The 19,550-nt window shown below is 62.5% G+C and carries 13 protein-coding genes and 3 pseudogenes; 11 read left to right on the top strand and 5 right to left on the bottom strand.

Features of this window, described 5'->3' with window-relative positions; translation table 11 throughout:
- The first annotated feature begins 18 nt into the window (after positions 1-18).
- Entirely contained in the window at positions 19-636 is a 618-nt protein-coding gene (locus PCOSP_RS16305) for a TetR/AcrR family transcriptional regulator (RefSeq protein ID WP_175362732.1), read from the top strand.
- Between the two features lie 370 nt (positions 637-1,006).
- Here PCOSP_RS16305 and PCOSP_RS16300 read toward each other — a convergent pair whose 3' ends face one another.
- Entirely contained in the window at positions 1,007-1,180 is a 174-nt protein-coding gene (locus PCOSP_RS16300; RefSeq protein ID WP_175362731.1) for a hypothetical protein, read from the bottom strand.
- Between PCOSP_RS16300 and nirB the strand changes: the two genes are divergently transcribed.
- From nirB to PCOSP_RS16285, 3 genes are all read left to right on the top strand, one after another.
- The gene (gene nirB / locus PCOSP_RS16295) at positions 1,170-3,731 is read left to right on the top strand and encodes a nitrite reductase large subunit NirB (RefSeq protein ID WP_464709016.1); all 2,562 of its coding nucleotides are present in this window, start codon (positions 1,170-1,172) and stop codon (positions 3,729-3,731) included. The genes PCOSP_RS16300 and nirB overlap by 11 nt on opposite strands.
- The gene (gene nirD, locus PCOSP_RS16290) at positions 3,731-4,108 is read left to right on the top strand and encodes a nitrite reductase small subunit NirD (RefSeq protein WP_464709015.1); all 378 of its coding nucleotides are present in this window, start codon (positions 3,731-3,733) and stop codon (positions 4,106-4,108) included. Before nirB ends, nirD begins: the two co-directional genes overlap by 1 nt.
- 207 nt (positions 4,109-4,315) lie before the next feature.
- On the top strand, positions 4,316-4,756 hold the full coding sequence (locus PCOSP_RS16285; protein WP_139643164.1) for a CBS domain-containing protein: 441 nt from the start codon (positions 4,316-4,318) through the stop codon (positions 4,754-4,756).
- Between the two features lie 190 nt (positions 4,757-4,946).
- Here PCOSP_RS16285 and PCOSP_RS16280 read toward each other — a convergent pair whose 3' ends face one another.
- Genes PCOSP_RS16280 through PCOSP_RS16265 form a run of 4 tightly spaced genes read right to left on the bottom strand, consistent with a single transcriptional unit; the run spans position 4,947 to position 9,566 of the window.
- Positions 4,947-5,411 carry a response regulator gene (locus PCOSP_RS16280; RefSeq protein ID WP_024777679.1) on the bottom strand — a complete coding sequence of 155 codons (465 nt, stop codon included), beginning with the start codon at positions 5,409-5,411 and terminating at the stop codon, positions 4,947-4,949.
- Positions 5,408-7,720 carry an ATP-binding protein gene (locus PCOSP_RS16275; protein ID WP_175384984.1) on the bottom strand — a complete coding sequence of 771 codons (2,313 nt, stop codon included), beginning with the start codon at positions 7,718-7,720 and terminating at the stop codon, positions 5,408-5,410. The genes PCOSP_RS16280 and PCOSP_RS16275 overlap by 4 nt, the downstream gene beginning before the upstream one ends.
- On the bottom strand, positions 7,717-8,385 hold the full coding sequence (locus tag PCOSP_RS16270; protein ID WP_139643159.1) for a response regulator: 669 nt from the start codon (positions 8,383-8,385) through the stop codon (positions 7,717-7,719). Before PCOSP_RS16270 ends, PCOSP_RS16275 begins: the two co-directional genes overlap by 4 nt.
- Positions 8,382-9,566, bottom strand: a complete 1,185-nt coding sequence (locus PCOSP_RS16265; protein WP_139643156.1) for a sensor histidine kinase — start codon at positions 9,564-9,566, stop codon at positions 8,382-8,384. The genes PCOSP_RS16270 and PCOSP_RS16265 overlap by 4 nt, the downstream gene beginning before the upstream one ends.
- Positions 9,567-9,751: 185 nt before the next feature.
- Here PCOSP_RS16265 and PCOSP_RS16260 point away from each other — a divergent pair.
- The 7 genes and pseudogenes from PCOSP_RS16260 (at position 9,752) to PCOSP_RS16230 (ending at position 19,539) form a co-directional block, all read left to right on the top strand.
- Positions 9,752-10,272: pseudogene (locus PCOSP_RS16260) on the top strand (SgcJ/EcaC family oxidoreductase).
- 468 nt (positions 10,273-10,740) lie between these two features.
- Complete coding sequence (locus PCOSP_RS16255) at positions 10,741-11,250, top strand: sigma-70 family RNA polymerase sigma factor (RefSeq protein WP_175362726.1); 510 nt, start codon at positions 10,741-10,743, stop codon at positions 11,248-11,250.
- The gene (locus tag PCOSP_RS16250; protein ID WP_175384986.1) at positions 11,250-12,194 is read left to right on the top strand and encodes a FecR domain-containing protein; all 945 of its coding nucleotides are present in this window, start codon (positions 11,250-11,252) and stop codon (positions 12,192-12,194) included. Before PCOSP_RS16255 ends, PCOSP_RS16250 begins: the two co-directional genes overlap by 1 nt.
- A 67-nt stretch (positions 12,195-12,261) precedes the next feature.
- Positions 12,262-14,684, top strand: a pseudogene (locus PCOSP_RS16245) (TonB-dependent siderophore receptor).
- 317 nt (positions 14,685-15,001) lie between these two features.
- The gene (locus tag PCOSP_RS16240; protein WP_175362724.1) at positions 15,002-16,378 is read left to right on the top strand and encodes a diaminobutyrate--2-oxoglutarate transaminase; all 1,377 of its coding nucleotides are present in this window, start codon (positions 15,002-15,004) and stop codon (positions 16,376-16,378) included.
- A gap of 173 nt (positions 16,379-16,551) precedes the next feature.
- Positions 16,552-18,336 (top strand): IucA/IucC family protein, encoded by a 1,785-nt coding sequence (locus PCOSP_RS16235; protein WP_464709012.1) that lies wholly within the window; start codon positions 16,552-16,554, stop codon positions 18,334-18,336.
- Positions 18,329-19,539, top strand: a pseudogene (locus PCOSP_RS16230) (type III PLP-dependent enzyme). The gene PCOSP_RS16235 and the pseudogene PCOSP_RS16230 overlap by 8 nt, the downstream one beginning before the upstream one ends.
- Positions 19,540-19,550 lie beyond the last annotated feature (11 nt).

Genomic DNA, 19,550 nt, shown 5'->3' with positions numbered 1-19,550 from the left:
ACGGTTGGTAAAGTAAGCATGTCAAGCACGGGTGAAAAATCGCAGTCTGTACCTCGTCGTCGCTTATCCCGGCAGGACCGGCAACGACAGCTACTGGACGTCGCCTGGCGGCTGGTACGGGAAGAGGGCAGTGACGCGTTGACCCTGGCCCGACTCGCGGATCAGGGCGGAGTGACCAAACCCATCGTCTATGATCATTTCGTCAGTCGGTCCGGGCTGCTGGCGGCGCTCTACCAGGATTTCGATGTCCGCCAGACAGGGCTCATGGACGCAGCCCTTGAAGCGAGCGAACCGACGCTGAAAGACCGGGCCCGGGTGATCGCCTCTTCCTATGTCGAATGCGTGTTGCAGCAGGGGCGGGAAATTCCGGGCGTGATTGCTGCGCTGACCAGTTCACCGGAGCTGGAAAACATCAAGCGGGAGTACGAAGCGATATTTCTCGACAAATGCCGGACCGTCCTCGAACCGTTCGCGGGTACGAGAACGATCACCCAGGCGAGCCTGCGAGCGATGCTGGGAGCAGCAGAGGCGCTGTCCAACGCGGCCGCCATCGGTGAGGTCAGCGCTGACGAAGCGAAGGAAGAGCTGTTTGTGAGTATCGTCGCGATGGTGCAGAGAGCCGCCCGCACTCCTTAAAACTGAGCACCGTAATCGCGAGCAGGCTCGCTCCCACATCGGACTTATGGCAGACGCAGCTTCTGTGTTCGTCACCAGACCCTGTGGGAGCGAGCCTGCTCGCGATGAGGCCTGCCTGTTCAACTCTGATCCTGCAAGAAACACTGCACTTTTATGAAGCCAGCAGCCTCGGGTCGCACCATGGGAAGGCAGCTGCCCCGGTGCTGCGGATTCTGGATTTCCAGGGTGAGGGGAAGGCCCTCTTCGCGGGCAAGCCCGTCCCCACAAGGGTAGAGCCGGTTGGAGCCTGTGGAATATGAGGGTTGGCACGCTCGCTGCAAGAGATCCCCCAGGCCCGCCGCGAATACAATCGAGCGGGCAACCCCGTCGGTCAACGAAGATCGAGCGCCAGCAGGCCGGGGAATAACGGTAGATCGGGCGCAGTCGTCGGGTCGATACCGCACAGAACAGGCAAAGACGCCTGGAACCGCAAGGTTTCAGGCGTCTTTTTTTTTGCTTTCAAAACCGTGATGGGCTTTTGTCGGGTGCTTTCTATGAATTCCAACGTTGCTTCCCTGAACAAGCTGCAAACGCTGATCGTGATCGGCAATGGCATGGTCGGCCATCACTGCGTCGAACAATTGATCGAGCGCGGTGCCCTCAACCATTACCGTCTGCATGTGTTCAGCGAAGAGCCGATGCGTGCCTATGACCGCGTGCACCTGTCCGAGTATTTCTCTGGCCGCGACGCCGAATCCCTGGCCCTCGGCGAAGCCTCGTTGTACCAGACCCCCGGCGTCACGCTGCACTTGGGCGTACCGGTGCTGGAGATCGATCGCCAGGCCCGTCAGGTTGTCACCGGCCAGGAACGCATCGGCTACGACAAGCTGGTACTCGCCACTGGCTCCTACCCGTTCGTGCCGCCTATCGAAGGCGCCGACGGTGACTCCCGCCTGGTCTATCGCACCCTTGAAGACCTGGACGCGATCCGCGCCGCTGCGACCAATGCCCGTCGTGGCGTGGTGGTTGGCGGCGGCCTGCTGGGCCTGGAAGCGGCCAATGCCCTCAAGACTCTCGGCCTGGAAGCCCACGTGGTGGAATTCGCCCCACGGCTGATGCCGGTGCAATTGGATGAGCAGGGCGGCCTGGCCCTCAAGGCGCGCATCGAAAAACTCGGTGTCGGCGTGCACCTGTCCAAGGGCACCCAATCCATCAGCGCTGGTGAGCACTACCGCTATCGGATGAATTTCGGTAACGACGACTTCCTGGAAACCGACCTGATCGTGTTCTCCGCCGGTATCCGCGCCCAGGATGCCTTGGCCCGCCAGAGCGATTTGCAGATCGGTCCGCGCGGTGGCGTCGTGATCGATGACCAATGCTTGAGCAGCGACCCGGACATCTATGCCATCGGCGAATGCGCGGCCTGGAACGGCAACATCTTCGGCCTGGTCGCTCCGGGTTACCAGATGGCCCGCAGCGTCGCGGCCCAGCTGAGCGGCGACAGCGGCGAGCCGTTCACCGGCGCCGACATGTCCACCAAGCTCAAATTGCTCGGCGTCGACGTTGGCTCCATCGGCGACGCCCACGGCCACACGCCGGGCTCGCGCAGCTTCCAGTTCATCGACGAAACCAGCGCCAGTTACCGGCGACTGGTGGTGGACGCCGATGGCAAGCGTGTCATCGGCGCGGTGCTGGTGGGTGACAACAGCTACTACGACACCTTGCTGCAGTACATGCAGAACGGCATTGCGTTGCCCAAGGATGCCGCCAGCCTGATCCTGCCCACCTCCGAAGGCGCACCGACCCTGGGCCCGGCCGCGCTGCCCGCAGCGGCGACCATCTGCTCGTGCCACAACGTCACCAAAGGCTCGATCTGCGCGGCCATCGACGGCGGCTGCACGGATCTGGGACAACTGAAGTGCGACACCAAGGCCGGTACCGGTTGCGGCGGCTGCGCCGCGCTGGTCAAGCAGGTGTTCGAACATGAGTTGGTCGCCCGTGGCGTCACTGTCGACAAGAGCCTGTGCGAACACTTCGCCTACACCCGCCAGGAGCTGTACGCCCTGGTGCGGGTGGAAGGGATCATCAGCTTCGACGAATTGCTGGCCAAACACGGCCGTGGGCACACCGGTTGCGACCTGTGCAAACCAGCGGTGGGCTCGATCCTGGCTTCGTGCTGGAACCAACCGATCATGGATCCGTCGCTGGTGCCGTTGCAGGACACCAACGACACCTTCATGGCGAACATGCAGAAAAACGGTACCTATTCGGTGGTGCCGCGCATTGCCGGCGGGGAAATCACCGCCGACAAACTGATCGCCATCGGCGTGGTGGCGAAGAAATACGACCTCTACACCAAGATCACCGGTGGCCAGCGCATCGATCTGTTCGGCGCCCAACTGCACCAGTTGCCGGACATCTGGGCCGAGCTGATCGAAGCCGGTTTCGAAACGGGCCATGCCTACGGCAAATCCACCCGCACGGTGAAATCCTGCGTGGGCAGCACCTGGTGCCGTTACGGCGTGCAGGACAGTGTGCAAATGGCCCTGACCCTCGAAGATCGCTACAAGGGCCTGCGCTCGCCCCACAAGCTCAAGTTCGCGGTGTCCGGTTGCACCCGCGAGTGCGCGGAGGCCCAGAGCAAGGACGTCGGCGTGATTGCCACGGAAAAAGGCTGGAACCTTTATATCGCCGGCAACGGTGGCATGCGCCCCCGGCATGCGGAGCTGTTCGCCACCGACCTGGATGACGAAACCCTGATCCGCTACATCGACCGTTTCCTGATGTTCTACATCCGCACTGCCGACAAGTTGCAACGCACATCGGTCTGGCGTGAAAGCCTGGAGGGCGGCCTGGACTACCTCAAGGACGTGATCATCGACGACAGCCTGGGCCTGGGAGCCGAGCTCGAAGCCCAGATGCAACTGGTGGTCGACCGCTACGAATGCGAATGGGCCAACGCCCTCAAGGATCCGGAAAAACTCAAGCGTTTCCGCACGTTCGTCAACGACAAGCGCGGCGATCCGGATGTGCATTTTGTCCGCGAGCGCGGCCAGCGTCGCCCGGTTCACGCCGGCGAACTTCACCTGATTCCCGTCACCGAGGAGGTGCTCTGATGAGCCAGTCAAACGTCGTTCGTATTCCCACCGCCGCAGCCCAGGTACAATGGCGTGCCCTGTGCAGCCGCGAAGACCTGGTCCCCAACTCCGGCGTGGTCGCCTGGCACGACGGCAGCCAGGTGGCGCTGCTGTATCTGCCCGAACAGCAGGACAAGCCGCTGTACGCCATCGACAACCGCGACCCCAAGTCGGGCGCGAATGTCATCGGCCGCGGCCTGTTGGGCAGCATCAAGGGGGATCTGGTGATTGCCTCGCCGATGTACAAGCAGCATTTCCGCCTGGAAGACGGCCATTGCCTGGAATACCCGGAACAGCGCCTGCGGGTGTGGCCGGTGCGGTTGAATGGTGATGTGGTGGAGATTGGCGAGGATTGATCGCGCCTTCGGGAACACTGCTTTTGTGGCGAGGGGATTTATCCCCGTTGGGCTGCGCAGCAGCCCCAAATATTTTTGCCGCTGCGGTGTATCAATCGGAATGCAGGGGCCGCTTCGCAGCCCAACGGGGATAAATCCCCTCGCCACAGGGATTGTGTCTGAATCGAATTTTGCTGTTTGCCCTTTATGTGAAGTTGGGGATCGATAATGAAAACCGCCGCTCAACTGGTGAAACTCAAGAGTGTGCAAAACCAGCACGTCCACAGCATTGCGCCTGACCAAACGGTGCTCGAAGCCCTGCGGATCATGGCCGAGAAGAACGTCGGCGCGTTGCCGGTGATCGAGGACGGCCAGGTGGTGGGGGTGTTCAGCGAGCGGGACTATGCGCGCAAAATGGTGCTGCACGGACGCTCCTCGGTGGGGACGTCGGTGCGCACCATTATGAGCGCGCCGGTGGTCACCGCCGACAGCCAGCAGAGCATCGAGCGCTGCATGGAAGTGATGACCGACAGCCACCTGCGGCACTTGCCGGTGCTGGATAACGGGCAGTTGATCGGTCTGCTGTCGATTGGCGACCTGGTGAAGCAGGCCATCGTCGAACAAGCGGATCTGATTCGGCAGTTGGAGCATTACATTCGCGGTCATTGAGGCCGTACCCACAGGTTACTATGGGAGCAAGGACTTGCCTTGATGCCAGGCAGCCGGCGCAAACCCTGTGGGAGCAAAGCTTGCTCGCGATAGGGGCAGACCAGGCGACATTTTTGCTGGTTGACCTACTGCAGTCGCGGGCAAGCCTTGCTCCCACAGCCCACAGCCCACAGCCCACAGCCCACAGCGCCTACTGGCTTGGCCCTGGCCGATGCTGGCGCAACAGCTCGATCTGCTGGGCCGGAATCAACTCGCGCAAGGCCTTGTAGAGCGCCCGGGTTTCCAACAGGTTCCAGATGCGCAGCATGGTTTCCAGCGCATCGAGGGGTTTGCTGATGAAGTCCCGGGCACCGAGGGCCAGGGCACGCAGGCGGGTGTCCCGGGTGGCGTCGGCGGTCAATACCAGGATCGGCAGGTAATCGTTGGCCGGGATGCGCCTGTTGAGTTGTTCCAGCACGGCGAAACCGTCGAACGCCGGCATGTGCAAGTCGAGGATGACCAGGTCCGGCTCGAAGCTGTTGAACAGATCCAGGGTGCGCAGAGGCTCGGTGCTGCTCAGCACATTGTGCAACCCTTCGCGGGCCAGCAGTTGTTCCATCAGGTCCAGGTTGGGGCGCTGGTCGTCGATGATCAGGATGCGCAGGTCTCGATTCATGCAGGCTCCGGTAAATAACGTTCAAGGTGGGCCAGGAAGGCCTGGATATGGATGGGTTTGGTCAGGATCGCCGTGGCACCGGCATCCTGGAGGGCGCGATGGGTCAGGTCGCTGGCATCGGCGGTGATCATCAGTACCGGGGTGGACGCGGTGGCCGGGGACTGGCGCAAGCGACGCAAGACTTCCAGGCCTTCCAGGTCCGGCAGCGTCACATCCAGCAGGATCAGTTGCGGCGCATGCTGGCGTGCCAGATCCAGGCCCATCTGGCCCTGCATGCTCGACAGCAGTTGGATGCCGGGGCGGCGCTGCATCAGGGTTTCGATCAACGCCAGGCTCGACAGGTTGTCCTCGATGCACAAGACCCTGCCATGGTATTCAACGGGCGGGCGGGTAACCGCCAGGGCCGCGATAGGCGGCAAATGCGTGGTGACGACCTGGGCGCCTGGCAACTGCAAGGTGAAACAACACCCTTCGTTCGGCACACTGCGCACCTGAAGATTGCCCTGCATCATCTCCAGCAGGCTTTTGCTCAGGGATAGGCCGAGCCCGGTGCCCTCGACCTGGGGATCGGCGCCCAGGCGCTCGAACGGCTTGAACAACTGGTCCAACTGCTCCGGGGCGATGCCGCGCCCGGTATCGCTGACGGCAATGTCCACCCGTTTGTCCAGGACGGCCACCTCAATGCGCACTTCACCCTCGGGCCGGTTGTATTTGATGGCGTTGGACAACAGGTTGAGCAGCACCTGGACCAACCGCTGACGGTCGGCCAGCACACCGCTGCCATCGGGCAGCGGCGGCAGCTCGGCCAGGTGAATGCCGGCGTCGGCAGCCATGGGTGAAACCAGCGTCAGGGCTTCGTGCAGAACCGTCGCCAGGGGAATTGGCTCGATGTTCAGCGGCAAGCGACCCGCCTCGATCCGGGCAATGTCCAGCACCTCGTTGATCAACGCCAGCAGGTGCTGGCCGGCGCGCAGGATGTGGCTGACCTGGGGACGCTGACCGGCCGTGGAGTCCATGTCCAGCAGTTGCGCGAAGCCGAGGATGGCATTCAAGGGCGTGCGCAGTTCGTGGCTCATGCGCGAGAGGAACTCGCTCTTGGCCCGGCTGGCGCTCTCTGCTTCCTCGCGGGCGGTGCTCAGGGCCATCTCGGCGGCACGCCGGTCGGTGATGTCACGGGTGATCTTGGAGAAGCCGCGCAGGGCGCCGGTGCTGTCGTACTGAGCGGTGATGACCACGCTGGCCCAGAAGCGGCTGCCGTCCTTGCGACAACGCCAGCCTTCTTCCATGTAATGGCCGTCGCGCATGGCTTCGCGCAAGGCCATCTCCGGATGCGCCGGGCATTCTTCGGCCAGGTAGAAAAGCGAAAAATGCTGGCCGATGATTTCCTGCTCGGTGTAGCCCTTGATCCGTTCGGCGCCGGCGTTCCAGGTGGTCACGTAACCCTTGGCGTCCAGCGCGAAGATCCCGTAGTCCCTCACGCCGTCGATGATCAGCCGCAGGCGCTCCTCGTTGTCGCGCAGCGCCCGCTCGCGCTCGGCCAGCAATTGTCCGGCCTCCACCAGGCGGGTGCCCAACTGGCCGATTTCATCCTGCTCCGGCGGTTGCGGCAGCAAGGGTTGGCCCAATGCCAGGCGCTGGGCGTTACGTTGTACCTGCTGCACCCGAGCCACGATGCCCTTGGACAGGAACAGCACCGCGACAATCGCGCCGAACAGGCCGCACACCGCCGCCAGTAAGGTGGCGAGCAACAATCGCATGCGAGTGGCCGACGCGGCGGCGCTGCGCTCGGCGAGCAGGGCATCCTCGCGGATGCGCATGGCGTTGATCTGTTCGCGCAGCACGTCCAGCACTTGCTTGTTCTTGATCAGGAGCGCGGTGATGGCCTCGGTGTCGCCACTCTTGCCGCTGCGCAGTTCCACCAGCCCGTTGAGTTTCTCATCGATCAGCGGGGTGATGGTCTGGAGGTGTTCGCGCATCCTGGCGTCGCGGACATTGTGGTCCAGGCGTTGCAGGGCAGCCTCGATCAGCAGCGTGGCCTGTTCATAGCCGGGCAGGAAGTCCTCGCGTCGGGTCAGCAGGTAGCCACGTACACTGGCCGCCGCTTCCGCCAGCAGGGTATGCACCGTCTGAATATCGCCCTGGACACGCAGTACCCGACGGACATCTTCTTCGGCCCGGGCAGTCTGGCGCTCGGTGATGTAGATCAGCACCAGCGACAGCAGCAGCACCACCAGCGGCAGGGAAATCACCACCAACGCCTTGCCCCGCAGCGGCAGGTCGGCCCAGCGGCGGGCCGCGAGGTATTTCATGGCCATTGCCCGGCGGGTTGTGCCACCAATCCCAGGGCGATGCCTCGCACGGCGGCCTGGGTCCGGTCGGCAGCCCCGAGCTTGCCGATGACCCGCTCCACATGGGCCTTGGCCGTACCGGGGGCGATGCCGAGCTTTTCCCCGATTTCACGGTTGCTGAAGCCGCCCGCCACCAGTCCCAGCACTTGGCGTTCCCGCGCAGTCAGGGCCTGGAGCTGTGCAGTGCCGCTGCTGCCACGTTCGGTCATGCGCCGCAACAGGCGCGCGCTGACTGAACTGTTCAGTGCTTCTTCGCCCCGGGCGACCCGTTTGAGTGCGTCCAGCACTTCATCACGGCTGGCATCCTTGAGCAGATAGCCGACGGCGCCGGCACCGATGGCCGCCTCCAGATGGTCGGGGCTGTCGTCCATGGTGAAGATCACTACTTTGATGCCTGGCTGGCGCTGCTGCAGGATGCGCGCCGCGCCGAGGCCGTTGAGCACCGGCATGCGGATGTCGAGAATGGCGATGTCCGGTTGCAGCTGTTCGCACAGGTCGAGGGCTTCCTGGCCGTCGCGGGCCTGGGCGATGACCTCGAACCCGGCATTGCCGGCCAGCAGGGCGATGAACCCGGCGCGGGTGACTTCGTGATCGTCGGCCAGCAGCAGCCGTAAAGGAGAGGTCATGGATGTGCTCCGTGGAGGGGTAGCGGCACGCTGGCCTGCAATCGGGTGCCGTCGCCGGGCCGGCTCAAACATGTCAGTTGGCCGCCCAGCAGGATGGCCCGCTCCTGCATGGCAGCCAGGCCCAGATGGCGAGTGCCGTTGGTTTCGATGGGTTGCTCCAGGGCAAAGCCACGGCCATTGTCTTCCACCCGCAGGGCCACCTGGCCGTCGCTGATCGAGAGTCCCAGGCTCACGTGGCCGGCCCGGGCGTGCTTGAGGATGTTGTTGATGCCTTCCTGGGCGATGCGGAACAGGGCGATTTCGGTATTGCCCGGCAGACGCGCGGCGCTGTGTTCGACCCAATCCACTGTCAGGCCGGCCTCGCGCAGGCGATCGGCTTCCTTGTCGACGGCTTTGTAGAGGCCGAAATCATCCAGCACATGGGGGCGCAGGCCGCCGATCAGTTGCCGGCCCTCACCGACACAACCCTGGGCCAACGCCAGGATGGTTTGCAGTTCGCTCGCCAGGTCGGGCGGCAACACCGGACAGCGTCCGGCGAACCCCTGCAAGCGCTGATGCAGGCCGGCCAGGTTCTGCGCGAGACCGTCATGCAGGTCATACGCCACGCGCTTGCGTTCGTCTTCCTGGGCCGTGAACAGCCGGTGGACCAGTTCGGACATGGTGCGCTCGCGGGCCTGGAGGGCTTCGAGTAGCCGATGGTTCTCCAGGTGCGCGGCCAGCAGGGTCGCCAGCAATTGCAGGGATTCGATGTCTTCGTTGTCGGGCGCGCTGATGATCACGCTGTTGCCCAGCAACAACACACCGAACACTGTCCCGTCGGCGGCTCGCAGCGGGACCCGCAGGACCTGGGGCAGGGGGCTGTCGGGGTATTCGAGCCACTGCGGGCCGGATAGTGGCGAATGAGCGAGGCTGGCGAGCCAATCGAGTCGCTCGCCATTGCCATGGCTGGCGAGGGCGCTTGCCGGGTGATCGGGTGTCCACTCCAGCAGCAGGCCATGGTCCATGGCGATGAACGCGCAGGCCCTTTGCACAACACGCTGGCGCATTTGCGCCAAGGGCAATCGGGTCAGTTCGTGGCCAGTGCCCAACAACAGGCCCAGGCGCGCGGCGCGGCTTTGCGACTGACGATACTGGCTGCGAATGGCCAGGGCGCTGCCGGGATCATGGGGTGGGCTTTGCATGGAGGCTCCAGCGTGAAAGGGACCGGTCCGGTCGCGACGTGGGTATTAGAGCGCGTCATCGGCGCCGGGCCTATCTGCCGATCGGCATAGTCGATTGGCACCGGTTGGCCGATGGCGGGGGCCGTTGCGAACGGCAAAGTGGGGCCATTGAAACCGACGCTATTAATACCGAAAGGAACGCTACGATGAAAATGAAAACCCTGGCCCTCGCCACTTTTTTTGTCCTGACCACGCCTTTTGTCCATGCCGCCGATGCCACGCCTTTTGTGTATCGCACCGTGGCCGAACAACCCAAGAACGTGAACGATCGGGAGATCGCTGCGCTGTTCGACCAATGGAACAAGACCCTGCAGAGCGGCAGTGCCAGCGCAATGACCAGGCTCTACGCGCCGGATGCGATTCTGCAACCGACCCTTTCCAACAAAGTGCGCACCACGCCGGCGCAGATCCAGGATTATTTCGAGCACTTCCTGGCGGGCAAGCCGGTGGGCAGATCAACTACCGGGAAATCCGCCACCTGGGTCCCGACGCGGCGATGGACAGTGGGGTCTACACCTTCACCCTGACCAATGCCGATGGCAGCAAGAAGGATGTGCAGGCGCGCTACACCTACCTCTACGAGCGCCTGAACGGTCAGTGGAAGATCATCAACCACCACTCTTCGGCCATGCCGGAAGTGCCGCAAGTCCTGCACGCCAGCCACTGATATCCCACGCCACCCGAGCGCCCTTGATCCCAAGGGCGCTTTTTTTTGTGTGTCAGAAAGATCCCTGTGGGAGCGGGCTTGCTCGCGAAAGCGGTAGACCTGCTTGCATCGATGTTGACTGACCCATCGCTATCGCGAGCAGGCTCGCTCCCACCATGTCCCGGTTGAATCCAATCCCAGCGTCTGGCCGCCGCCCCACAGTATTGCGCGGCGTCTGCGAAAGTCCTGAAGGCCCACAATTCCCCTGTGGGAGCGAGCCTGCTCGCGATAGCGATGGGTCAGCTTGCATTGGTGTTGACTGGCAGACCGCTATCGCGAGCAGGCTCGCTCCCACAAGAGATGGTTGGCCTAGAGCCCTCGATTTCGCCTTTATTTACACATCTCGCCGCACAAAGGACTTGGATTAGCTCGCGAACATTAATTAGAATCAGTCTCATTTAAGACATTCCATGCGCAGGGCTTCTTGACATGTTTGATGCAGCTACGCCGGCGGAGCACTCCCTTCACGCGTTGTACCGTGACCATGGCGGTTGGCTGGAAGGCTGGTTGAGGCGGCGCATGGGCAATGCCTGGGATGCGGCGGATCTGCGCCAGGATACTTTCCTGCGGGTATTGTCCAGTGCCCAACCCCTGGCGGACCTGCATGAACCACGGGCCTATCTGCTCACAGTGGGCAAGCGGCTGCTGAGCAATTTCTATACCCGTCGCAATCTGGAGCAGGCTTACCTCGATGCCCTGGCAAGCCTGCCCGAAGCGTGCGTACCGTCGCCGGAGCAACGCTGGCTGCTGCTGGAAACCCTGCATGCCCTGGACGAATTGCTCGATGGCCTGCCGCCCCAGGTGCGGCGGGCTTTTTTGTGGAGTCAGCTCGAAGGCCTGGGTTACCGGGAAATCGCCGAGCGCATGCAGGTGTCCGAACGCACCGTCAAGCGCTACATGGCCCAAGCCTATGAGCATTGCCTGCTGGTGGACTTTTGATGCGTCCGGCCCCGTCGTCCGAGGCTCGGGAGGTCGCCCGGGCGGCTGCCCGCTGGCTGACCCTGATGGAGTTCGGCGGCAACGAGTTCGACTCCGCCGGCCTGCAACGCTGGCGCGACAGCAGCGCTCACCACGAAGCGGCCTGGCAGAAGGCCCAGCGACTGCGTCAGCGCTTCGCCGGGGTACCGCCTTCGCTGGGCATGGCGACCCTGGATCGTCCATCCTTGCCCCGGCGTGCCGTACTCAAGCGCGCACTGGGTGTCGCCGCGCTGGTTCCAACGGCCTGGATGCTGGGCCGGGCGTTGCCACTGGACGCCTGGCGCGCCGATCTGCACACCGCCACCGGCGAACAGCGGAGCTGGTCGCTGGTCGATGGCAGCCTCTTGCAACTGAACACCGACAGCGCCGTGAACCTGGACCTCAAGGCCCGGCGCCTGGTGCTGGTGCAGGGCGAAATGGCCCTGAAGGTCAGCGGTGTCACGCCCTTGGCTGTCCAGGCGCCCTATGGGCTGATTACCGTCAAGCGGGGTGAAATCTGCGTGCGCCTGGGTGAGCAAGGTTGCCGGGTGTCGGTGGTCAGCGGTTCGGCACAGCTGCAACCGTTGCACGGACCTGTGCTGCGGCTGGAGGCGGGCCAGCAGGCCAGCCTCCACGCAGCAGGCGCAGGGCCAGTGGTCGGGCTCGACGTCACGCAACCGGGTTGGCGCGACGGGGTGCTCGTGGCGCAGAACCAGCCGCTGGGGGACTTTCTCCGTGAGCTGGGCCGCTATCGTCCGGGTGTGCTGCGCTGGGACGACGCCCTGGAGTCGCTTCGGGTAACCGGCAGTTTCCGTCTGGAAAACACCGATAAAGTCCTCGCTTTACTTTCGGCCAGCTTGCCCCTGGATATCCAGATGCGCACCCGTTATTGGGTCACTCTGACGCTTCGAAAAAATATCGCCTGAAGCCTGTCCCCTTTTTTTGTCTCGCTTGTCATTCAAGGCAAGTGCACAAAAACGAGAGCTCCTTCCAATGTCCGCAGTAGTCCCTTTGCATGTTCGCCCGGCCCTTGCCGGCTGGCGTCCGCTGTTGAACCTGAGTCTCATGCTGAGCCTGAGCGCCAGCCCGTTCTTCATCTCATCCAGCCATGCCGAAGAAGCGGCCCGGCGCAGCTACCAGGTGCCGGCCGGCAGCCTCAGCGCGGCACTGACCCGCTTCGCCGGGTTGGCGGGTGTCAACCTGTCGGTGGATCCGGCGCTGGTGAGTGGTCGCAACAGCGCCGGACTCTCGGGCGAATATGGGGTGGAGGAGGGGTTTGCCCGGTTGTTGCAAGGTTCCGGCCTGCAACTGCAATCGGTGGGTGAGCAGGCCTATATCCTGGCCCCGGCGCAGGTAGGGGGGAGTCTGCAACTGGCGCCCACCTCGATCCTCGGCGCCGCCAGTTCGGAGGAGGGCGAGGCGTACGCCGGTGGCCAGGTCGCGCGTCGTGGTTCCCAAGGCTTGCTGGGCTCGCGCGACTTCATGGAAACGCCGTTCAGCATGACCACCTACACCAGCGAGACCGTCAAGAACCAACAGGCCCGAACCCTGGGCGACCTGGTCAACAGCGACCCCTCGGTGCGTGCGACCAACCCGGCGGGTGGGCGGTATGAGCAGTTCACTATCCGCGGTTTCAGTCTGTTCAACAGCGATGTGGCCTACAACGGCCTCTACGGCATCCTGCCGACCTATACGATCGACATGGAAATGGCTGAACGCGTCGACATCCTCAAGGGACCGAGCCAGCTCATCAACGGCATCTCGCCGCGAGGCAGCGTAGGCGGCGGGATCAACGTGGTGCCCAAGCACGCCACCGACAAGCCCATCACCTCGTTCACCGGCAGCTACGCGTCCAACAACCAGCTCGGCGGTGCCGTGGATGTCGGCCGACGTTTTGGCGAAGACAACAAGTTCGGCATTCGCTTCAACGGTGTGAAGCAGTCCGGCGACACCGAATGGGATCACCAGAGCGTGGACCGCGAGATGGCGGTGGTTGGCCTGGACTTTCGCGGCGAACGGCTGCGTCTCTCCACGGACATCGGCCATACCGAGCGCGATACCGATGCGCCGCAGGAACGTGTGCAGGTCGGCGCCAACGCACAGGTCCCCCATGCCAGCGATGTGCGCAGCAACTATGCCCAGCCCTGGAGCAAGGCACGCACCAACGACACCTTCGGCATGGTGAACGCCGAGTACGATGTCAGTGACTCAACGATGCTATACGGCGGTGTCGGTGCGCGTGAGAGTCATCATGATTTTCTTCGGCATAATGTTTCGATCACCAATGATGCTGGCGATTTCACTGTTTCCCCCGTGATTTCTCTCGGGATGAAAGTGTCCGTACGGCCAATGTCGGGGTGCGCAACTGGTTCCACACCGGGCCGGTAAGTCATGAAGTCAACCTGGCCGCCAGCTATTTCTACATGGACTTCACCAACGGCGGTGCCCGCTATGCCAACGGCAGCAGCAACCTGTATGACCCGGTGGAAACCACGACGCCAAGTACTCCTACGCGCAAGGATGACAAGGTCTACACCGAGAATCACTTCAGCGGCGTGGCGCTATCCGATACCCTGGGTTTCTTCGATGACCGCTTGCTGCTGACCCTTGGTGCCCGCTGGCAGCGGGTGGAAGTGGATGACTGGACCGCAGGGATCAAAGGTGCAACTGCCTATGATGAGGAAAAAGTCTCGCCATCGGGCGGCATCCTGTTCAAGGCCACCGATAAACTGTCGCTGTATGCCAACTACATGGAAGGCCTGAGCCAGGGCAAGATCGCGCCGTCAACCTCGATCAACGAGGATGAGATTTTCCCGCCATTCATCAGTCGCCAGGTCGAGGTAGGGGCCAAGTACGACGCCGGTCCGTTCGCCTTGACTGCCGCTCTGTTCCAGATCAAGCAGCCGGCCTACGCGACCGACGCCACGACACGTGTCTTCGGTCCGAATGGCAAGCGTGAAAACACCGGCGTGGAACTGAGCGTCTTCGGTGAACCCCTCAAAGGCACCCGCCTGCTAGGTGGCGTGATGTACATCGACAGCGAGCTGACCAACACCACCGGCGGCACTTACGACGGCAACCGCGCGCCGGCCACGCCGAAGTACAACATCAATCTGGGCGCTGAGTGGGACGTGCCGACTGTGCAGGGCCTGACCCTGACTAGCCGCGGCATCTATTCCAGCTCGCAGTATCTGGACCAGTCCAACACCAAGGAAATCGATTCCTGGGTACGCTTCGACGTCGGTGCACGTTACGGCTTCAAGGTCGATGAAAAGAACATCACCCTGCGTGCCAACGTCGAGAACGTGGCGGACAAACGCTACTGGAGTTCAGCCGGGGCTTCGGATGACAGCGAGCCCGGTCTGACATTGTCGACCCCGCGCACCTGCCTTCTGTCGGCTACCGTGGATTTCTAAACGGTGTACAGCTCCAGGGACGGAGCTATTTACCTATTGTTATATATCGTTCTGATATTGGTTGATATTAATCTGCAATTATTTGAGGCCTGTAATTCGATATAAAAGCTGATTAACACTGCTTTCGGTGCTGATATTAAAGTGCCTTGTCCCTATGTTTATTCCTGAATACTCCAATTCATTTCGGTGAATTTCCCCTGCGCGTCATTTAATAAAAATGGATCGCGAAAAATTCCCAATTTATTTGAAATTAAATATTGCACTCATCAGCGAATGAGAATAATTTGCATATCGGGACTTAATCAGGATTGATTCTCATGTTGAATGAAAGCGCTGTACGCATCGATTCTTTGCAGAAGGACAATGCACATTATCTGCGCCGCCAAGGCCAGTTCGAATCCAATGTTCGCAGTTACCCGCGCAAGTTGCCCCTGGCCATCGCCAAGGCCCATGGCGTCTGGGTGACGGACGTGGAAGGCAAGACCTACCTCGACTGTCTGGCGGGGGCCGGGACGTTGGCATTGGGGCATAACCATCCTGACGTCATGGCCAGCATCGATTACTTCATCTCCTCGGGCATGCCCATGCACACCCTGGACCTCACCACACCGCAGAAGGACGCCTTCAGTGAAAAGCTGTTGAGCCTGCTGCCGGGGCAGGGACGCGACTATTGCCTGCAATTCTGCGGGCCGTCCGGGGCGGACGCGGTAGAGGCGGCGCTCAAGCTGGCCAAGACGTTCACCGGGCGCAGCAGCATCATCAGCTTCAGCGGCGGCTATCACGGCATGACCCACGGTGCGTTGTCGGTGACGGGTAACACCGGGCCGAAAGACGCTGTGGCGTCCTTGATGCCGGGCGTGCAATTCATGCCGTACCCCCATGAGTATCGCTGCCCGCTGGGCATCGGCGGTGAAGCCGGGATCGAAGCGCTGGGCTATTACTTCACCCAGTTCATCGAGGATGTGGAAAGTGGTGTGTCGCTGCCAGCGGCGGTGATCCTCGAGGCGGTGCAGGGTGAGGGCGGCGTCAACTGCGCCCCGCCCCAATGGTTGCGCCGTATCCGCGAGGTCACCCAGCGGCACGGTATCCTGCTGATCATCGATGAAGTTCAGGCGGGCTTTGGTCGCACCGGCAAGATGTTCGCCTTCGAGCACGCCGGGATCGAGCCGGACATCATTGTCATGTCCAAGGCGGTAGGAGGGGGATTGCCGCTGGCGGTGCTGGGCCTCAAGCGTGAGTTCGATGCGTGGCAGCCGGGCGCTCACACGGGGACATTCCGGGGCAACCAGATGGCCATGGCCACGGGGTTGGCGACGCTCAACGCCTTGCAGCAACAGGACCTGCCAGCCCAGGCCGCACGTCGTGGCGCCTGGCTCAAGACTCGACTGGTGGAGCTGCAGCAACGTTATCCGGCCCTCGGCCAGGTGCGAGGGCGTGGGCTGATGCTGGGCATCGAGATCGTCGATGAGCGCCAGGCCCCCGACCGCCTGAACAGCTACCCGGGCGACCCCATCCTCGCCGTCGCCATTCAGAAACACTGCTTCGACCACGGACTGTTGCTGGAGCGAGGGGGGCGCCAGGGCAACGTGATCCGGTTGTTGCCGCCGTTAATCATCGACGATGAGCAATGTGCCCTGGCAATGGAACGATTTGAACAAGCGTTGCAGGCTGCACTTTCGCAAGAGCGCCATTAAACAACCACTCGATATATACCTGGCTATATCAGTCATATCAGTCACTGGTTAAACGGCATTAAACAAATTTCCCAGAGTTGGGAAGGCGGGCACCTATTGTCTTGTCGCTGAACACAAAGCGAACTTGCCCAGACATGAAGTCATCCGTAACCCGCAGGTTACGAGGAGCAACTATGCAATATCCCGATCGTACTGCTTTATCCCACCGCGTCAGCGAATTGGCGAGCACTCGTGCCTTGCTCAATTGTTTGATCAAGGAGTTCGCGCTGCCGGAAAACTGCCTGGATTATCACTGGCCCCAGGATATGCGCGGCATTGCACCTGGAAGTTATCTGGAAGGGCTGCAATCGAAGGGGATTCCCCTGACCATCAGCCTGCCCAACGGCCAACAGTTCTTCGTGCTGGTGGATCGTCGCGATCGTCTTGGCAGCCATCGCTACCTGTCTGATGTGTATGCGCGTCAGGGCGATACGTCGTGGAGCAACCTGGCGTTCCCCGAGTTCGTCGCGCAACTGCTCGGCGCCTGTGAGCACATGACCCGCGCCAGCAACGACGAGTTGCTCGAACAGGTGCTGCAAAGCCAGTCCCTGACCGCCGCCATCGTCGCCCACAACATCGACGGTAATGGTCCGGCGCCACTGAGCAACTACCTGGCCAGCGAGCAGGGGTTGTGGTTTGGTCATCCGAATCATCCGGCGCCCAAGGCGCGGCTCTGGCCAGCCCACCTGGCCCAGGAAACCTACGCTCCCGAGTTCCAGGCCCGGACAGCGTTGCACCTGTTCGAGGTCCCGCGCGAAGGACTGCGGATCTCCGCCAACGGGCTGACCGAAGAGCAAGTGCTGGCCGGATTCGCCGATCAGAGCCGTGCCCGGCCGGACCGGGCGATCATCTGCCTGCACCCGGTCCAGGCACAGCTGTTCGTACAGGACCGGCGGGTGCAACAGCAACTGGAACTGGGCGAGCTGCGGGACCTGGGCACCACTGGCGCGCTGGCCAGCCCGACGGCCTCCATGCGCACCTGGTACATCGAAGGGCATGACTATTTCATCAAGGGCTCGTTGAACGTGCGCATCACCAACTGTGTGCGCAAGAACGCCTGGTATGAGCTGGAAAGCACCCTGATTATCGACCAGTTGTTCCAGCGCTTGCAGCAGACCCAGCCGCAAACCCTGGGTGGCCTGTCCACCGTGGCCGAGCCGGGTTCGTTGAGCTGGGCGCCCAAGCATGCGAGCGAAGCCGACAGCCACTGGTTCCGCGAGCAGACCGGCGCGATCCTGCGCGAGAACTTCTGCCGTCGCGGCGGCGCAGACGTGAGCATCATGGCCGGTACGCTGTTTGCTCGGGATATTCATTCCCAGCCGCTGGTCCATGAATTCCTGCAAGGTTTCAACGGCCGGACATTGGATGACGGGCAATTGCTCGACTGGTTCGACCGCTACCAGGCGCTGCTGCTGCGTCCCGTGCTGGCGTTGTTTTTCAACCATGGCGTCGTGATGGAACCCCATCTGCAGAACAGCGTGCTGATTCACGACGACGGCCAGCCACAGCAACTGCTGCTGCGGGACTTCGAAGGTGTCAAGCTGACCGAGGAACTGGGCATGTCCGGCATTGACGTCGGCCTGCATCCCCGGGTGCGCCAGTCGCTGGTCTACAGCCGTGAGCAGGGCTGGAGTCGCATCAGTTATTGCCTGCTGATCAATAATCTGTCGGAAGCGGTGCTGGCCCTGAGCTGGGAGCGTCCGCACCTGGCCCCGTTGATGTGGGAACGGGTGGCGCGTCAACTGCGCAGCATTCGTCAGGAACTGGTACGGCCGGCGCCGGAACTGGACGCGTTGATCGCCGGCGAATCGATTTCCTGCAAAACCAATCTGAAGGTGCGCCTGGCCGCCAAGGCCGATCGTCAGGCCGGTTACGTCAGCCTGCGTTCGCCCTGGGGCGAGGAGGTGCGTTATGCGTGATCTGCCTGAAACAGTGATGGCCGCCATTGATGCGGCCCGACGCACCAGCGAAGACCCACTGGCGCTGTTTGTCTATGACCTTGAGGCGCTGACCCGTCATGTCAGCGACGTCATGGCCGCGCTGCCCGCCGGTGTGGAGCTGTATTACGCGATCAAGGCCAACAGCGAAGCGCCGATGCTCGCGGCCCTGGCCCCCTGGTCAGTGGATTCGAAATTTCCTCGGGCGGCGAGATCGAGCGGGTCGTGGCATGCCCGACGCGTAAGCCCTACGTGTTCTCCGGGCCGGGCAAACTCGATTCGGATCTGCGTGCCGCCCTGGAGAACCGGGTCGAGGCCATCCATTTGGAAAGCCTCAATGAGATCGACCGCCTGCAACGTCTTGCGCAACAGGCCGGTCGCGTCCAACCGGTGTTCATCCGCATCAACCCGCAGTTGCCGTCGACCCTGTCGAGCAAACTGGCGATGGCCGGCACCGCGACGCCCTTTGGCATCGACGAAGCGGAACTGCCGGAAGCCGTGCGAAGGGTGCAAGCGTTCAGTCACCTGAGCCTCAAAGGCTTCCATGTGCATGCGATGTCCCATCAGAACTCGGTGGAACGTCACGAGCAGTTGCTGGATTTCTACCTGCAGCGCTGGACCGAATGGAAGGCGTTGGCGACCGGGGATGAGCAGCCGACCCACCTGAACGTCGGCGGCGGCATTGGTGTCGACTACCTGAGCGGGCAGCGCTTCGATTGGCAGCGTCTGTGCCGGCACCTGGGCAAGTCCCTGGCGCAGCATGAGCAGCCACCGGTGGTGCGCTTCGAGCCCGGCCGCTTCATCAGCGCATTCTGTGGTTACTACGTGATCGAAGTGCTGGACACCAAGACCAGCCATGGCGAGCACTTCCTGGTCTGTCGGGGGGGGACCCACCAGTTCCGTCTGCCGGCGGCCCAGAGTCACGATCATCCGGTCATTCACCTGCCACGTCGGCGCAAGCCGCAGCCGGACACCGCGCAGGCCTGGACCGTGGTCGGCCAGCTGTGCACGCCCAAGGATGTACTGAGTCGCGGCCGCCAGTTGCAAGGGGCCGAGGTGGGGGACCTGTTGGTACTGCCCATGGCCGGTGCCTATGGCTACAACATCTCCCACGCGGACTTCCTGTGTCATCCGCGTCCGCTGCAGCAGTTTGTCGGCGCCACTGCGACTGGAGCGCGGTTGTGACGGTGCCGCGT

The sequence above is a fragment of the Pseudomonas sp. MAFF 730105 genome, from assembly GCF_055380705.1.
Note: the sequence above shows the minus strand (reverse complement) of the source record. Positions and strands in the feature narration are given on the sequence as shown.